Source organism: Opitutus sp. ER46 (assembly GCF_003054705.1).
Classification (GTDB): domain Bacteria; phylum Verrucomicrobiota; class Verrucomicrobiia; order Opitutales; family Opitutaceae; genus ER46.
In genome coordinates this window covers 52,043-65,961 of record NZ_QAYX01000011.1, presented here as the reverse complement: position 1 = coordinate 65,961, position 13,919 = coordinate 52,043, and the positions used below count along the sequence as shown (strand labels likewise).

The window sequence follows — 13,919 nt, the reverse complement described above, 5'->3', positions numbered from 1 at the left end:
CTCATATCAGCCGACAGGTTGGCGCATCCCGCGCCGCCTGTCGGCTACATGTCATCTTCAGCCCTTTCTTCGCTCAGCGCCAGTCGAGCAGTTCGACTTCGAAGACGAGGGTGGCTTTGGGCGGTATGGTGGGCGGGCGGCCTTTGGCGCCGTAGGCGAGCCAGTAGGGGATGATCAACGTGGCGCGCTCGCCTTTGTGCAGCAGGGCGAAGCCTTCGTCCCAACCCTTGATCACGGTGCCGGCGCCGAGGCGAAACGTGAGCGGGACGCCGCGGCGGTAGGAGCTGTCAAACTCCGTTCCATCGAGCAGGCGGCCGGAGTACTGGCAGATGATTTCCTGGCCGCGCAGCGGCGTGGTGTCGCCGGTGCCGGGCGAGCGAATCACGTAACGCAGGCCCGACGACAGCTTCTGCGCGTTGCCGTAGGTCTTCGCGATCAGCGCCTCATCCGCGGCCGAGAAGCCGCCCTCGTTGCCCTGCAGCGCCTCGCGCATGGCGGCGGTGATGGGCCGGCCCGGATCCTTGCGGGCGAGCAGGCCGGAGCGAACGACGATGGCGACGGTCGCGAGCAAGGCGCCGAGGAGCAGGAGATAGAAGACGTTGCGCATGAAGGCAGGAGCCGGACGTTTAACCGGAAAGCCCGGCGGCGCAAACGGCGCCCCGTGCGGCCGGCCGGATGGGCCTGAGCTCAGCGGGGTTCGAGGCGTTGGATCAGGGTGTCGAGGAGGGCGTCGGTTTGCAGCTTGAGGGGCTGGCCGGGCGGGAGGGGCTTGGGGGAGGTTTTCTGCTGGCGCGCCAGGTCGGTGGCGGCAGTGGCGAAGGCGGCCTTGAGGAAGGCTTCCTTGGCGTCGTGGAAGGCCGCGCCCTCGGCGAGATCGGCGGCGCTGGGCGGGCGGCCGAGGAAGGCGGCGGTGCTCTCCTCGCCGACCCACACGCGCCAGTCCTTTTCGTCGGCGAAGTACACGACCAGCGCGCCGCGGCGCAGGGTGCCGAACTGGGCGGCGAGTTTCTGCATGAAGGCGCCAGGCTGGGCGTCGTCCGCGGCCGACGGCGACTTGGCATAGAGTCGCGCGACGATCCGGAGCCCGGCGGCGCGCTCGACGTTGGCGAGCTTGAAGTTGAAAGCACGGGCGCGGGGAGGCTCGGCGGGCAGGAGATGCGCCGCGTCCTCGAAATGCGCGCTGGGGCCGGGCTCGGGTGCGGCGCCCGGCAGGTCGGTGTACGCGCGGGTGCGGGCGCGCAACGCGGCGAAGGACGCGTCGTCCACGCGGAACGCGGCGGCCTCGGCGCCGACGCGGTGGATGCGCACCGTCATCTTGTCGCCCGCCTTGATCTGCGGGAGGACGTCGAGCCCGCGCACCACGCGGCCAAAGACGGAGTGCAGGTAGTTGAGCCGGTTGGTCTCCCGCAGCGTGATGAAGAACTGCGAGCCGTTGGTGTCAGGTCCGTCGTTCGCCATCGAGAGCACGCCCGCGGCGTCGTGGCGCAGGCCGGGGCGAAACTCGTCGGGAAAGCTGTAGCCGGGACCGCCCTCGCCCGTCCCAAGCGGGTCGCCGCCCTGGATGATGAAGTCGGGAACGACGCGGTGGAAGGTGAGCCCGTCGAAGAACGGCTTGCGCGGGGCGGGGCCAAGCGTGCCTTCGGCGAGCCCGACGAAGTTGGCGACGGTCAGCGGCGCCTCGCGGAAGAACAATGCGCACACGATCGCGCCGCGGGGCGTGCCGATCTCGGCGTAGAGTCCGGGGGCGAGCGGCGGGGTGTCCGGGGCCGTCGCGCGCGCGGGGCTCGCGTTGACGTCGGCGACGAGGAGCGCGGCCAGAAGGGGAAGACAAAGCAGGCGCATGGAACGGAAAACGGGACGTGCGACCGTGGGGGACGGCCGCGGGCGGGGACGTGGGGCCGGTGACGTACAGGCCGTCACCGGCCAAGGCGAAGACTCAGACCGGCAGGAACGAGCAGACGTATTCGCAAAGTCCGGACGTCACGCTGATCGAGAAGCCGCTCTTGCCGGGGACGTCGAAATAGGTACCCGGGCCGTACGACTTCACGTCGCTGGCGCCGTCGATCGTCACCGTGCACTCGCCCGCGACGATCTCCATCCGCTCCGGGGCGCCGGTGTTGAAGTGGTAGGTGCCGGGCCGGATGAGCCCGAGCGTCTTCTTGGTGTCGTCCTTGAACAGGACGGTGTGGCTGATGACGTTGCCGTCGAAGTAAACGTTGGCCTTGGCGAGGACGGTGACGCCGACGAATTCGGTAGGTTTGGAGGACATCGGTAAAGTGAGGAGTGAGAGTGAAAGTGAGAGTGGTCGGTGAAGTGTGAGAGTGGCCGGTGGAGTGATTGTGAGGGTGAAAGTGAACGTGCCGCACCCGCCGGTAGGAGTGGTTCTCTCGGGCGGTCGGGGCGGTCTTTCTCTTACTCTTCCTCTTACTCTCAGAACGTTCGGGCGTTGGTGGGTGGGTAGTCGGGTGGAGGGGCGGACGGAGGAAGAGTAAGAGAAAGAGTAAGAGTAAGAGTAAGAGAAAGAGTGGGGGCAAGAGGGGGTTCAAGGCGAGGGTGTGTCTTGGCCCGAGATTCGGGCTTCCGCTGGGGGTGGGGACGGGCGCATGATGGCGGACCCGTGCCACCCCCTTCGAAGAAGCCCTTTCTCCCGCCCACCTCGTACACGCGTCAGTTCGAGCCCGCGGCGCCCGCCGCGCCGGCGCCGGCGCGACCGGCGGCAGGCGCGCACGCCGGGGAGACGGGCTGGCTGCCCGACCTGGTGTACACGGGCGACACGTTCGAGGAAGGGCTCGCGTTCTTTGCCGATCCGCTGGGTCGGATCACGCGCTTCTCGCGCGAGCCGGCGGATCTCGCGGCGGCGCGCCGGCTGCCCGGCCAGGCCGCGATGCCCGGTCTGGTGAACGTGCACTCGATCAGCTGGCAGCGGGCGCTTCGTGGGCGGACCGAGCAAGTCGCGCGTAACGTCGAGCCGATTGCCGGGGCTCGGGAGGCGGCGACGGCGCTGGCCCAGCGGCTGACGCCGGAGGATATCTTCGAGACCGCGCGGATGGTTTTCACCGAGATGCTGCTCGCGGGCATCACCTGCGTGGGCGAGTTCCACGAGCTGCAGAATCGGCCGGATGGCACGGCGTGGCCGGAGCCGCACCTCGTGGCGGACCAGGTGCTTCGCGCGGCACGCGAAGCCGGCATCCGGATTGCGCTGTTCAATGTCGCGACCCTGCGCGGCGGGCATGGGCAAGCGCCGGAGACCGCGCCGGCGCGTGTGCGCGCAGCCTCCATCGATGCATTCCTGCGCGAGACGGAGGCGTTGCGGGCGGCGGTGGCGGGCAGCCTGCCGGCGGATGAGGCGTGGATCGGGGTCGCGCCGGAGAGCCTTGCGCGGGTGCCGGTCGACGCGTTCAAGGCGATCGGCACGTACGCGCACGCCCAGCGGCTGCGGGTGCAGACCCGCGTGGCCCGGAGCGCGGAGGACGTCGCGGCCTGTGTCGCGGAGTACGGCCGCGGGCCGGTGGCGGTGCTCGCGGAGCACGGGCTCATCGACAAGCGACTGACCGTGCTGCACGGCAACCAACTCAGCGCCGAGGACAGCAAGCTGCTCGGCACGGCGCGAGCGGCGGTGGGCGTGTGCCCGTTGTCGGAGCAGAACCTCGCGCTGGCCGCGGCGCCGGTCGAAGCCCTCTTGGCCGCGGGCGCCGGCGTGGTGCTGGGCTCCGAAAGCCAGGGGCAGGTCGATCTTTTGCGCGAAGCCCGGGCGCTGGAGTACGGCTTGCGGGTGGCGCAGGGACGCCGTCCGGTGGTGGCTGCCGACGCGGCGCGCACTCTCTTCACCGCGGCGACGGTGACCGGCGCGCGCAGCCTGGGCGCGACCGGCGGCGCGCTGGAGGTTGGCCGGCCGGCGGACTTCTTCACGGTGAACCTCTACGATCCCTCGATCGCGGGCGCGGATCCGGAGACGCTGTTGGCCAGTCTCGTGTTTGGGCTGGAGCGCCGCGCCGTGAAGGAAGTGTGGATCGGCGCGCGGCAGCGCATCACCGGCGGGCGGCATCCGAACCAGGGGCCGATCGTCGGCAAGTTCGTCGAGATGCAGCGCCGGCTCTGGGGCAAGCCGGCAACACCGTAGCCATCGATCCGCCGAGCGGCGGCCTAGGCGCGTCGCGGCGCGACCTGGGCGAATTTGCGCAGGTACTTCAGTGCGATTTCGAACTCGTGCGGCAGTGGCGCGTGCAACGTGACCGGCGCGCGTGTGACCGGGTGGTTGAGCGTGAGCTCGCTCGCGTGCAGCGCGAGCCGGCCAACGAGCGGCTTCTCATCCTCGCGGCCCTTGTACCCGCGCTTCAGGTTGGAGAGCAGGAGCTGCACCTCGGGCGCGCCGTAGAACGGATCGTTGAGGATCGGCGCGCCGGCAGCGGCGAGGTGGACGCGGAGCTGGTGCGTGCGGCCGGTGAGCGGCTCGCATTCGACGAAGGCGAAGCCGTTGACGACGGGACCGGGTTGGGTGCGGGTGCCGCTGCGACCGCCGGCGAAACGCTCGAGCGTGCGGAAAACGGTGGTGCAGTCCTTTCCCCCGCGCCCCTTGAAGACGCGCATCCGGCCGGGTTGGCGCTCATCCTCGCCGAGCGCGAGTTCGACGGTGAATGTGTCGGGCAGCGCGCCGTTTTCGTCGCGGATCGGCGCGATCACCTTCATCGCGGTCTCCGGCGGGAGGATGACAACGAACGCGTGGTACTTCTTCTTGACCGTCTTGGACTGGAACTGGCCGGTGACGAAATCGAGGGCGGGCTTGGTCTTGGCGCAGAGGAGAATCCCGCTGGTGTCCGCGTCGAGCCGATGGACGTTGGCGACGGTGCGGCCGTAGCGCGGGTCGGCGTGGACGAGGCCCATGAGGTTGGCGCGCGACTTGTCCCACCGGTCGGGCGCGACGAGCAGGCCGCTCGGCTTGTCGAAAGCGACGAGGGATTCGTCCTCAAAGATGACGGGCGGAAGCGACATGCGGGAAAGAGGCTGCCTGTTGTGCGGGAATCGGTGCCGGCACGGAAGGCTGAAAACGAGAATGAGCCGAAGGTCGGGGCCCTCGTTGTCGTTGTCGTCACAGAGCTCACGGAGGACGGAGGAGGACGCGGAGGAGAATCCGTCGACGCAGATCTTGGGCTCCGCGGCCCCCTCCGTTCTCGACCCTCCGTGTCCTGCCCGGAGTGATCGAAGGCCCTCGGCCTGCTCCCCACTTTCACCCTCACTCTCACTTTCACTCCGAAGGTGTTCTCGTTCTCGACGGGCGAGGGCGGGTTGCCGATATCCGGCGCCAGACGCGAGGCCGTAATGCCCCTTGCCCGATCGCACGGGAGCAAGAGTAAGCGGAAGAGTACGAGTAAGAGAAAGAGGCCGGAGCCCCCTCCTCCTTGCCGGTCGCACGGCGGCGACCGGGGCGGAGAGAACGAGAACGATTACGAGAACGAGAACGATCGGGAGGAGTGCTAAATTCGTGGGAAACACCCACCTTGGGGGGACGAGGGTGGAGAATTCGCTTGCGGGGGTGGGCGGCGGGTCGCTGGTTGATGCCGAGCGCTCGCCCATGCCGGCCTGGCCGAAAAGCATTCTCTCGTTCGGGGCAGACCTCCTGACCGCGCGCACGGCCCTGGGGCTGCGGCGTCGCGATCGCGCGGCCAGCGGCCAGCGGCGCGCATTCCGGACGCTCACGGGGTCGCTCGCGGCGACGTCCTATTGGCGTGACGCCGGGGTGCGGGCGGCGATGAGTTACGAGGAGTTTCGGCAACGCGTGTTGCCGCGGGGGTACGAGGCCCTGGTGCCGGCGATCACCCGCATGCAGGCTGGTGAGCCCAATGTGCTGTGGCCGGGAGCATGTGCGTTCTTCGTGAAGTCCGCGGGCACGACGACAGGCGAGGGCAAGGTGCTGCCCGCCACGCCCGCGACGCTCGAGCACCTGCGGCGGAGTTGTCGCGATGCGCTGCTGTACTACACGGCGCGGGCGGGGCACGCGGGGGTGGTGCGCGGGCGGGGTCTCTTTCTGACTGGGTCGACGGCGCTGGAGCCGCTGGGTGACGCGGCGACGCCACGGGCGTACGTGGGCGAGTGGCCGGCGATCGCGGCGCTGAACCTGCCGCGCTGGGTGGAGCAGTGTGCGTGCGAGCCCGGCGCGGAGATTGCGGCGATGCGCGACTGGCAGGCGAAGATCGAGGCGACGATCGCGCGCACGATGGACTGTGACGTTTCGCTCCTGGCCGGCCTGCCGACCTGGGTGTTGTCATTTGCCGAAGCGCTGGCGGCGAGGCCCTCACCCGAGGGGGCCCCGATCGGGATGCTGCAGAATCTCTGGCCGAACCTGGAGTGCCTGATCCATGGCGGCGTGGCGCTGACGCCGTACCAGGACGAGTTGCGGCAACTGCTCGGTCCGGACGTGGCGTTTCACGAAGTGTACGCGACGGCGGAGGGGTTTATCGCGGCGCAGGATACGGCGGCCGCGGGCGAGCTGAGGCTGATGACCGGCAACGGGCTGTTCTTTGAGTTCGTGCCGCTGGCCGACTTTGACGAGGCGCGACCGGAAGCGTGGGCGCCGAAGGCCCTCACGATCGCGGAGGTGAAGGTCGGGGTGGACTACGCGCTGGTGGTCACCACGCCGGCGGGGCTCGCGCGGTATCCGGTCGGCGACGTGGTGCGATTCAGCTCGCTGGAACCGCCGCGGCTGGAGTGCGTGGGTCGCACGCGTCGGCTGACGGCCTTCGGTGAAGGGGTGCTGGACAAGCAGGTGACGGACGCGCTGCAGGTGGTGTGCAAGCGACACCGCTGGCGGGTCGTGAACTTCCATGTGGCGCCGCAGTGCGAATCGAGCCTCACGGGCCAGCCACGCGGGCGGCATGAATGGTGGATCGAGTTGAAGCCGGGCACGGTGGAAACGCCGACAGGCCCGCAGATGGCGATCGAGCTCGACGCCGAACTGCAGCGGCTGGCGCCGGAGTATGGTGCGCGCCGCCGGGCGGGCCGGATCGATCCGCCGACCGTGCGGCTCGTGATGCCCGGCGTGTTCCGGCACTGGCTTGAGTTTCACGGCCGCTGGGGTGGCCAGACCAAGGTCGCGCGCTGCCGGAACGACCGGCGGATCGCGGACGAACTCCTGCAAATCACCCGGTTTGCGCGGGATTCCTAGCAGCCTGTCGGACTTCGTCCGCAGGCTGCTTATCAAAATGGCTGCGCCATTTTGGTTGAGATGAAGTAGCGCAGAGGCGGATTGAAGATGGCTGGAAAGTCGAATCGGCGCGCAAATTTCCAGCCCAGCGTGGTTTGACGGACCGGGCTCAGTCCGTTCCTTGGCCGCGCATGGACTGGCTTACTGATCCCCAGATTTGGATTTCACTGCTCACGCTGACGGCGCTCGAGATCGTGCTCGGCATCGACAACGTGATCTTCATCTCGATTCTCGCCGGCAAGCTGCCGGCCGAGCAGCAGGACAAGGCGCGGAAGACCGGCCTCATGCTGGCGCTCGTCACCCGGATCCTACTCCTGATGAGCCTGACCTGGATCATGAAACTGACGGCGCCGCTGTTCACGCTGCCGGTGGTGGACCAAGTCATCTCGGGGCGCGACCTCGTGCTCCTGCTCGGCGGTCTCTTCCTGATCTGGAAGAGCGTGAAGGAGGTACACGAGAAGCTGGAGGACGACGACGGGCACGTGGTGAACGCGAAGACGCGCGTGACCATGGCCGGCGTGGTGACCCAAATCCTGCTCCTCGATATCGTGTTCTCGCTGGACTCCGTGATCACGGCGGTGGGCATGGCGAACAACCTCTGGGTGATGATCTCGGCGGTGATCATTGCGCTCGGCGTGATGCTCGCGTTCGCCAAATCGATCGGCGACTTTGTGAACCGGCACCCGACGCTGAAGATGCTGGCGCTGAGTTTTCTGATCCTGATCGGCGTGACGCTCGTCGCGGAAGGGCTGCACCAGCACATCCCGAAGGGCTACATCTACTTCTCCATGGCCTTCGCGTTTGGCGTCGAGATGCTGAACCTGCGGATCCGCGCGAAGCAGAAAACGCAGAAGCCCGTCGAGCTGCACCAGCCCTACCGTTAGGAATTTTGCCGGCGGCCGGCAAAATTCCTAAAACACGGGACGGCGCCCGTGGAAGGGGGCTGGTGCTGGGCTTTAGCCCAGGCACCGGCGGGGCGGGAGGGGACGGAAGTGGGGATGGGCGTCGAGTTTCGTATGCCTGTGGCTGGCGGCGGGCGCGTCGTTGCTGCGCGTGGGTGTCGGTGCACCGGCAGAATTCCTGACCACGGGACGGCGCCCGTGGAAGGGGGCCGGTGCTGGGCTTCAGCCCAGGCACCGGAAGCCTATCGCTTACCGCCTATCGCCTATCGCTTTTTGTTCATCGCCTGGCTGAACCAGTCGCCGGTGAGCGATTGCGGGGCGCGGGGGGCGGGGGCGCTCGGGCGCGCGGAGCCGCCGGGGCGCGGGCCGCCCGGGGAGCGGGCGCCGGAGGGATTCTTCGGGCCGATCTCGGGCTTGCTGCGCATGGAGAGCGCGATGCGGTTTCGGGCCAGGTCGACCTCGGTGACGGTGACCATGACCTTCTGGCCCGGCTTCACGACGGCGGCCGGCTCCTTCACAAAGGTGTCCGCGAGCTGGCTGACGTGGACGAGGCCGTCCTGGTGCACGCCGATATCCACGAACGCGCCGAAGGCGGTGACGTTGGTGACGATGCCCGGCAGCTTCATGCCCGGCTTGAGGTCGGTGGGCTTGTTGATGCCCTCGGCGAAGCTGAACGCCTCGAATTTCTGGCGCGGGTCGCGGCCCGGCTTGGCGAGCTCGGCCATGATATCTGTCAGCGTCGGCAGACCGACCTCGGCGGTGACGTAGGTCTCGAGCTTGATCTTGGCGCGCAGCTTGGCGTCGCGGATGAGGTCGTCGACGGTGGCGCCGATGTCGGCGGCCATCTTCTCGACGAGCGCGTAACGCTCCGGGTGCACGGCGCTGGCGTCGAGCGGGTGGGAGCTGTCGCGGATGCGCAGGAAGCCGGCGGCCTGTTCGAAGGCCTTCGGGCCGAGCCGCGGCACTTCCTTCAGCTCGGCGCGGGACTTGAACGGGCCCTTCTCGTTGCGGCGGGCGACGATCGCAGCGGCGACGGCGGCGTTGAGGCCGGATACGTAGCTGAGGAGCTGCTTGGAGGCGGTGTTGAGCTCGACGCCGACGCCGTTGACGGCGCTGACGACGGTGTCGTCAAGCGAGCGCTTGAGGGCGGTCTGCTCGACGTCGTGCTGGTATTGGCCGACGCCGATGGATTTCGGATCGAGCTTCACGAGCTCGGCGAGCGGATCCATGAGCCGGCGGCCGATGGAGACCGCGCCGCGGACGGTGATGTCGTGGTCGGGGAACTCCTCGCGGGCGACCTCGCTGGCGGAGTAGATCGAGGCGCCGGACTCGTTGACCATGACGATCGGGATCGAGCCGGGCAGGCCGAGGGCGCGGACGAAGGCCTCGGTCTCGCGACCGGCGGTGCCGTTGCCGATGGCGATGGCCTCGACGTTGAAGAACTTCACGAAGCCCGTGAGCTTCTCCTTGGCCTCGGCGGCCTCGCGGTCGGGATAGACGACGTCGTTGTGGAGGAGCTTACCCTGGCGGTCGAGGAGGACGACCTTGCAGCCGGTGCGGAAGCCCGGGTCGATGGCGAGGACGGCGCGCTGGCCGAGCGGGGCGGCGAGGAGGAGCTCGCGGAGATTGTCGGTGAAGACGCGGATGGCGGCCTCGTCGGCGCGCTTCTTGGACTCGAGCCGCATCTCGGTTTCCATCGCGGGCCCGAGCAGGCGCTTGCAGGCGTCCTGGACGGCGAGGGCGACCTGGTCGGCGGCGGGGCACTTGGCCTTGACGAAGAGATTCTGGACCGTGGCGAACGCGGTGGCCTCGTCGGGAAGCTGCACGCGCATCATGAGGAACATCTCCTTTTCGCCGCGGCGCATCGCAAGGATGCGGTGGGAGGGCGCCTTGGCGAGCGGCTCGCTCCATTCGAAGTAGTCCTTGAACTTGGCGGCCTCGGCATCGTTTTCCTTGCCGAGCATGACCTTGGAGGAGACCACGGCGTCCTTCTGGTACACGGCGCGGAGGCGAGCGCGGGCGTCTTTGTCGTCACTGACGCGCTCGGCGATGATGTCGCGGGCACCGGCGAGGGCCTCCTCGAGGTTCTCGATCTTGGACGTCTGCTTCTTGCCGTCGTCGGCGACGTATTCGCGACCCACGTACGCCTGGGCAGCGGCGGTGACGTCGGTCGCGGGATCCTGGGCGAACAGCAGGTCGGCGAGGGGCTCGAGGCCCTTCTCCTTGGCGATGGTGGCGCGGGTGCGCTTCTTGGGGCGGAAAGGCAGGTAGATATCCTCGAGGGCGGTGAGGGAATCGGCGGCGTTGATGGCCTTCTCGAGCTCGGGCGTGAGGAGGTTGCGCTCCTTGAGGGAGGCGAGGATGGCGGCGCGGCGATCATCGATCGCGCGGAGCTGTTCCAGCCGGTCGCGGATGGCGGTGACCTGGACCTCGTCGAGTTCGCCGGTGGCCTCCTTGCGGTAGCGGGCGATGAACGGGACCGTGGCGCCCTCGGCGAGGAGCTGCGCGGTGGCCGCGATCTGGAACACCTTGATGTTTAGTTCGCCGGCGAGCCGGAGAACGTGATCAGGATTCGGTTGCGAGGCAGAAGCCGAGGTGGCGACAGCGGACATACGAAAGGGGTCGAGCACACCGCGTGTGGGCGGTCGCGCAAGGTCGAAATCGCCTTTGGCCGCGCCCCGGCCGCGCCCCTCTGGGGCGCGGGGCTTTAGGCGGTAAGCGGTAAGCGATCGGCGGTAGGCGGTGAGCGTCAGGGGCACTCGCGCCCCTGTTACACGTTGGAAGGTTCCAAGTCCGAAGGTTCCGAGCCTAAAGCCGATCGCTTACCGCCTAAAGCCACGCCCCGGAGGGCTGCGCACTCGCGCGCCTACTACACGTTGCGCGTGATCCACCCATATTCGCTCGGTAACCTCGACGCCTCGTCGCCTTCCCGTTTTTGCGGGAGCGTTAGCGGACGATCGGGAGGGTTCGAGGGCTGCAATTATAAAACACCTAACCGCAATGGGTTGACGAATAATATCCAGATACTCGGGGATAATGTCCGGATACTCCTGCGATAATGTCGGGATCTTTTGGTTTCGCCGGCGTCGAAAACAAAAGCAGCGGCGCGCGGGGAACTGAATAGACGAAGACGAATCCAGGCGCGCGGCGGCAGAAGATCGCGGCTATTTGCGCGGCGCGGTTGAATCGGGTGCGTCGGGCAAGATCTGGTCGGAGCCGACATCCACGCGGTAGTTGTAGAGGCTGTTATTGAGAAAGAGTTCGATCCGCCGCCACTGGTCCGCGACGGCCTTGGGCAACATCGCGGCGTGATCGGGTTCGAGTTCAAAGAACTCGGTGCCCTCGACGTGATTCGCGACGGAGGAGTTGAGGTGCTTGTTCGCGAGGAAGAGTGATTTTTGCGCGGGGGTGTCGCCGCGATACGCGAGCGAGAACACGGGCCCACGGATCATTTCGGGGTGCCGCACGAGCGGCGCGGCCTTGAGGCGCGCGGCGTCGCCGAGCATCTCGCGCGTCAGCGCGGCGCCGAACGAGGCCTGGTCGCGGTCGGAGGTTTCGAGCCAGGCCCCGAGGTCGACGAGGGCGTCGAGCGTGACGGCGCAGCGAAACACGCCGGGGTGGAGCTGCAGCGCGCGCAGGGCGACGAAGCCGCCGTGGCCGCGGCCGACGAGGGCGACGCGCTTGTTGCTCACGCCGTGGCGGGCGGCGAGGAATTGCACGACGGCGACGATGTCCGCGATCTGCGCCTCCTCGTAACCGGCCTTGAGCGCGGCACGCTGGCGCAGGCCGCCGCCCCAGATGCCGCGACCGTTGAACTGCACGACGGCGATGCCCATGCGGGCGAGGACGTCGAAGTCGCGCGAGTACTCGGTGCCGCGCAATTCCCACGGCCACGTGGGGCAGAGCACGGCGAGCGGGACGGGTTTGAGCCGGGTTTCGCGGGGCAGGGAGAGCACGCCCTCGATGCGGGTGCCGTCGGCCAAGGGCAGGACAAACGGGGTGGTTGCGGCCATCGCGTTCTCGTCGAGCGCGGGCGCGCGGCGGACGAACTGCATGAACTTCTTCTGCTTGAGATCGAGGAGGTGGTAGGCGCCGGCGTCGGTGGCGCGGCGCACGAGGACGAGCACGCGTTCCATGGCCTGGTCCCAGTCGATGATCTCGGCGGTCTGGCCCGGGAGGTTGGTGGCGAGCCAGCCCTGGACGACGCGGAGCTCGGGCACGAGCCATACGGCGGAGCGGGACAGCCCCTCGAAACGAATCCCGGCGAGGGTGTGGCGGTAGCGGTCATGGACGAGGTCGGGCGAGCCGGGCCGGTTGGGATCGGGATCGTCGGCGTCGCCGGCGGCAGCGGCGAGCGCGGCGGCGAACGGATCGGTGCCGTTGCTGGAGGACGAGCCGCCGGTGGCTTCACCCTGGTACCCGAACGCGCCGGCGTCGCCGAACGTGCCCGGCTGGGGACGGTAGAGATCGAAGGCGGGCGTCTCGATCGCGCGGATCGTGCGTTTGCCGGTGGTCAGGTCGAGCGCGTAGAAACCGTAGGTGTCGCGGCCGACGTTGGACGCGTAGTAAAGAATGTCGGGATTGTCGTCGAAGCCGAGCGGGACGGCGCGCGTGCCGAAGTAGGACTCCGGGGCGATGGCGAAGCCGGGGACCTCGGTCTGCTCGCTGAGTGCGCGGCGCTGGCCGGTGAGGGTGGCTGGCTCGAGCACGAACGTGCGGGGGAAGGCGGCGCGGAAGGAGGTGACGACGCTGACGCGCGGGCGGCCGAGGCGATCGAGCAACGTGAGCGTGTTGGGCACGGACGTCTCCTCGCTCCGCTGGCGGATTTCACCGGTGAGGACGTTGGCCTCGTACACCTTGAACGTGCGGCCCTCGGTGCGGAGGAGAATCTGGTCGGCCGCGGTGGGGTGGAGGCCGATGACGCGCAGCGTGGCGGGTTCACCGCCGCGGGACTCGTCGATGTCCATCAGCTCGTTCTTCTGGGTGCGGATGTTGGCCAGCGGATCGTCGATGGATGGGGCGGGGGCGGCGGCTTCGGCGGCGAGCGCGGACGCGGTCGGACTGTTGACGCGGTTCTCGAACGGCCGGCGGATGGCACGCGGGTTGGCAAGCGAGCGGGGATTCTTGCCGTCGGCGTCGACGGCGATGATCTCGCCGCTGGCGTTGGCCCAGTCGCCGCTCTTCCGGGTGTACGGGAAGACGCGGTTGGTTTCGAAGACGAGGCGCGTCGGTGTGACCCAGCAAAGCCAGCGCAGGCGGGCGGGCGTGTTTTCGCCCGAGCGGGCCTGCATCATGGGCGTGGCGAGTTCGTCGGTGAGGACGAGGAGGCGCGCCATGAGTTCCTTGGGCGCGTCGATGGGGAGGATGCAGACGTAGAGCTCGTCCTTTTCGTGTACGGTGTAGGCGAGCAGCTTGCCGTCTGGAGAGAGCGCCACGGTGTCGGTGCGGAAAGGCGCGAAGAGGTCCTCGAACCGGTGCGAATCGAGGAGCGTCTCCATCGTCGCGGGGGCGGTCTTGATGGCCGGGACCGGCAGGTCGACGCCGGGTTTGGGCGCGGCGCGGAGGGCGGCGTCGGGGCAGAGCGTGGCGCACGCGAGGGCGATGAGGGTGGCGCGGAGTGCGGAGGAAGGAGTGGAGGCGACGGGGTGCATACATTGAGGCGGCGGTGGCGCGGGGGCGCCGGGCACCGCGAGGGAGATCCCGACGCTGGCGGTTGTGGCGGCGGGCGCAATGGCGCGATGCAACCAGGATCATGGGGCGCGGGCGGAGGGAGGGCGGGGTGCGGGCGCGCGGTTGCATGCCGCGCCGGGAGCCCTACG

General features: G+C 68.5%; 9 protein-coding genes. 3 read left to right on the top strand and 6 right to left on the bottom strand.

Going from position 1 to position 13,919, the window contains the following annotated elements; genetic code table 11:
- Positions 1 to 73: 73 nt before the first annotated feature.
- The 3 genes from DB354_RS00575 to DB354_RS00565 all read right to left on the bottom strand — a co-directional run bounded on the left by DB354_RS00575 (position 74) and on the right by DB354_RS00565 (position 2,269).
- Complete coding sequence (locus DB354_RS00575; RefSeq protein ID WP_107833488.1) at positions 74 to 607, bottom strand: FKBP-type peptidyl-prolyl cis-trans isomerase; 534 nt, start codon at positions 605 to 607, stop codon at positions 74 to 76.
- A gap of 80 nt (positions 608 to 687) precedes the next feature.
- Positions 688 to 1,842, bottom strand: a complete 1,155-nt coding sequence (locus DB354_RS00570) for a peptidylprolyl isomerase (RefSeq protein WP_107833487.1) — start codon at positions 1,840 to 1,842, stop codon at positions 688 to 690.
- 94 nt (positions 1,843 to 1,936) lie between these two features.
- Positions 1,937 to 2,269 (bottom strand): pyrimidine/purine nucleoside phosphorylase, encoded by a 333-nt coding sequence (locus DB354_RS00565; protein WP_107833486.1) that lies wholly within the window; start codon positions 2,267 to 2,269, stop codon positions 1,937 to 1,939.
- Between the two features lie 348 nt (positions 2,270 to 2,617).
- Between DB354_RS00565 and DB354_RS00560 the strand changes: the two genes are divergently transcribed.
- On the top strand, positions 2,618 to 4,120 hold the full coding sequence (locus tag DB354_RS00560; RefSeq protein ID WP_107833485.1) for an amidohydrolase family protein: 1,503 nt from the start codon (positions 2,618 to 2,620) through the stop codon (positions 4,118 to 4,120).
- Between the two features lie 23 nt (positions 4,121 to 4,143).
- Here DB354_RS00560 and DB354_RS00555 read toward each other — a convergent pair whose 3' ends face one another.
- On the bottom strand, positions 4,144 to 4,989 hold the full coding sequence (locus DB354_RS00555) for an RluA family pseudouridine synthase (RefSeq protein ID WP_107833484.1): 846 nt from the start codon (positions 4,987 to 4,989) through the stop codon (positions 4,144 to 4,146).
- Between the two features lie 520 nt (positions 4,990 to 5,509).
- Here DB354_RS00555 and DB354_RS00550 point away from each other — a divergent pair.
- A complete protein-coding gene (locus DB354_RS00550; protein WP_107833483.1) occupies positions 5,510 to 7,159 on the top strand; it encodes a GH3 auxin-responsive promoter family protein in 1,650 nt (549 codons plus the stop codon).
- A 170-nt stretch (positions 7,160 to 7,329) separates the two neighbouring features.
- A complete protein-coding gene (locus DB354_RS00545; RefSeq protein ID WP_107833482.1) occupies positions 7,330 to 8,082 on the top strand; it encodes a TerC family protein in 753 nt (250 codons plus the stop codon).
- A 281-nt stretch (positions 8,083 to 8,363) separates the two neighbouring features.
- Here DB354_RS00545 and DB354_RS00540 read toward each other — a convergent pair whose 3' ends face one another.
- Both DB354_RS00540 and DB354_RS00535 read right to left on the bottom strand, forming a co-directional pair.
- Positions 8,364 to 10,712: a Tex family protein gene (locus DB354_RS00540; protein ID WP_107833481.1), complete on the bottom strand. Its 2,349-nt coding sequence runs from the start codon at positions 10,710 to 10,712 to the stop codon at positions 8,364 to 8,366.
- Positions 10,713 to 11,264: 552 nt separating this feature from the next.
- Positions 11,265 to 13,751 carry a prolyl oligopeptidase family serine peptidase gene (locus DB354_RS00535; protein ID WP_107833480.1) on the bottom strand — a complete coding sequence of 829 codons (2,487 nt, stop codon included), beginning with the start codon at positions 13,749 to 13,751 and terminating at the stop codon, positions 11,265 to 11,267.
- Positions 13,752 to 13,919 lie beyond the last annotated feature (168 nt).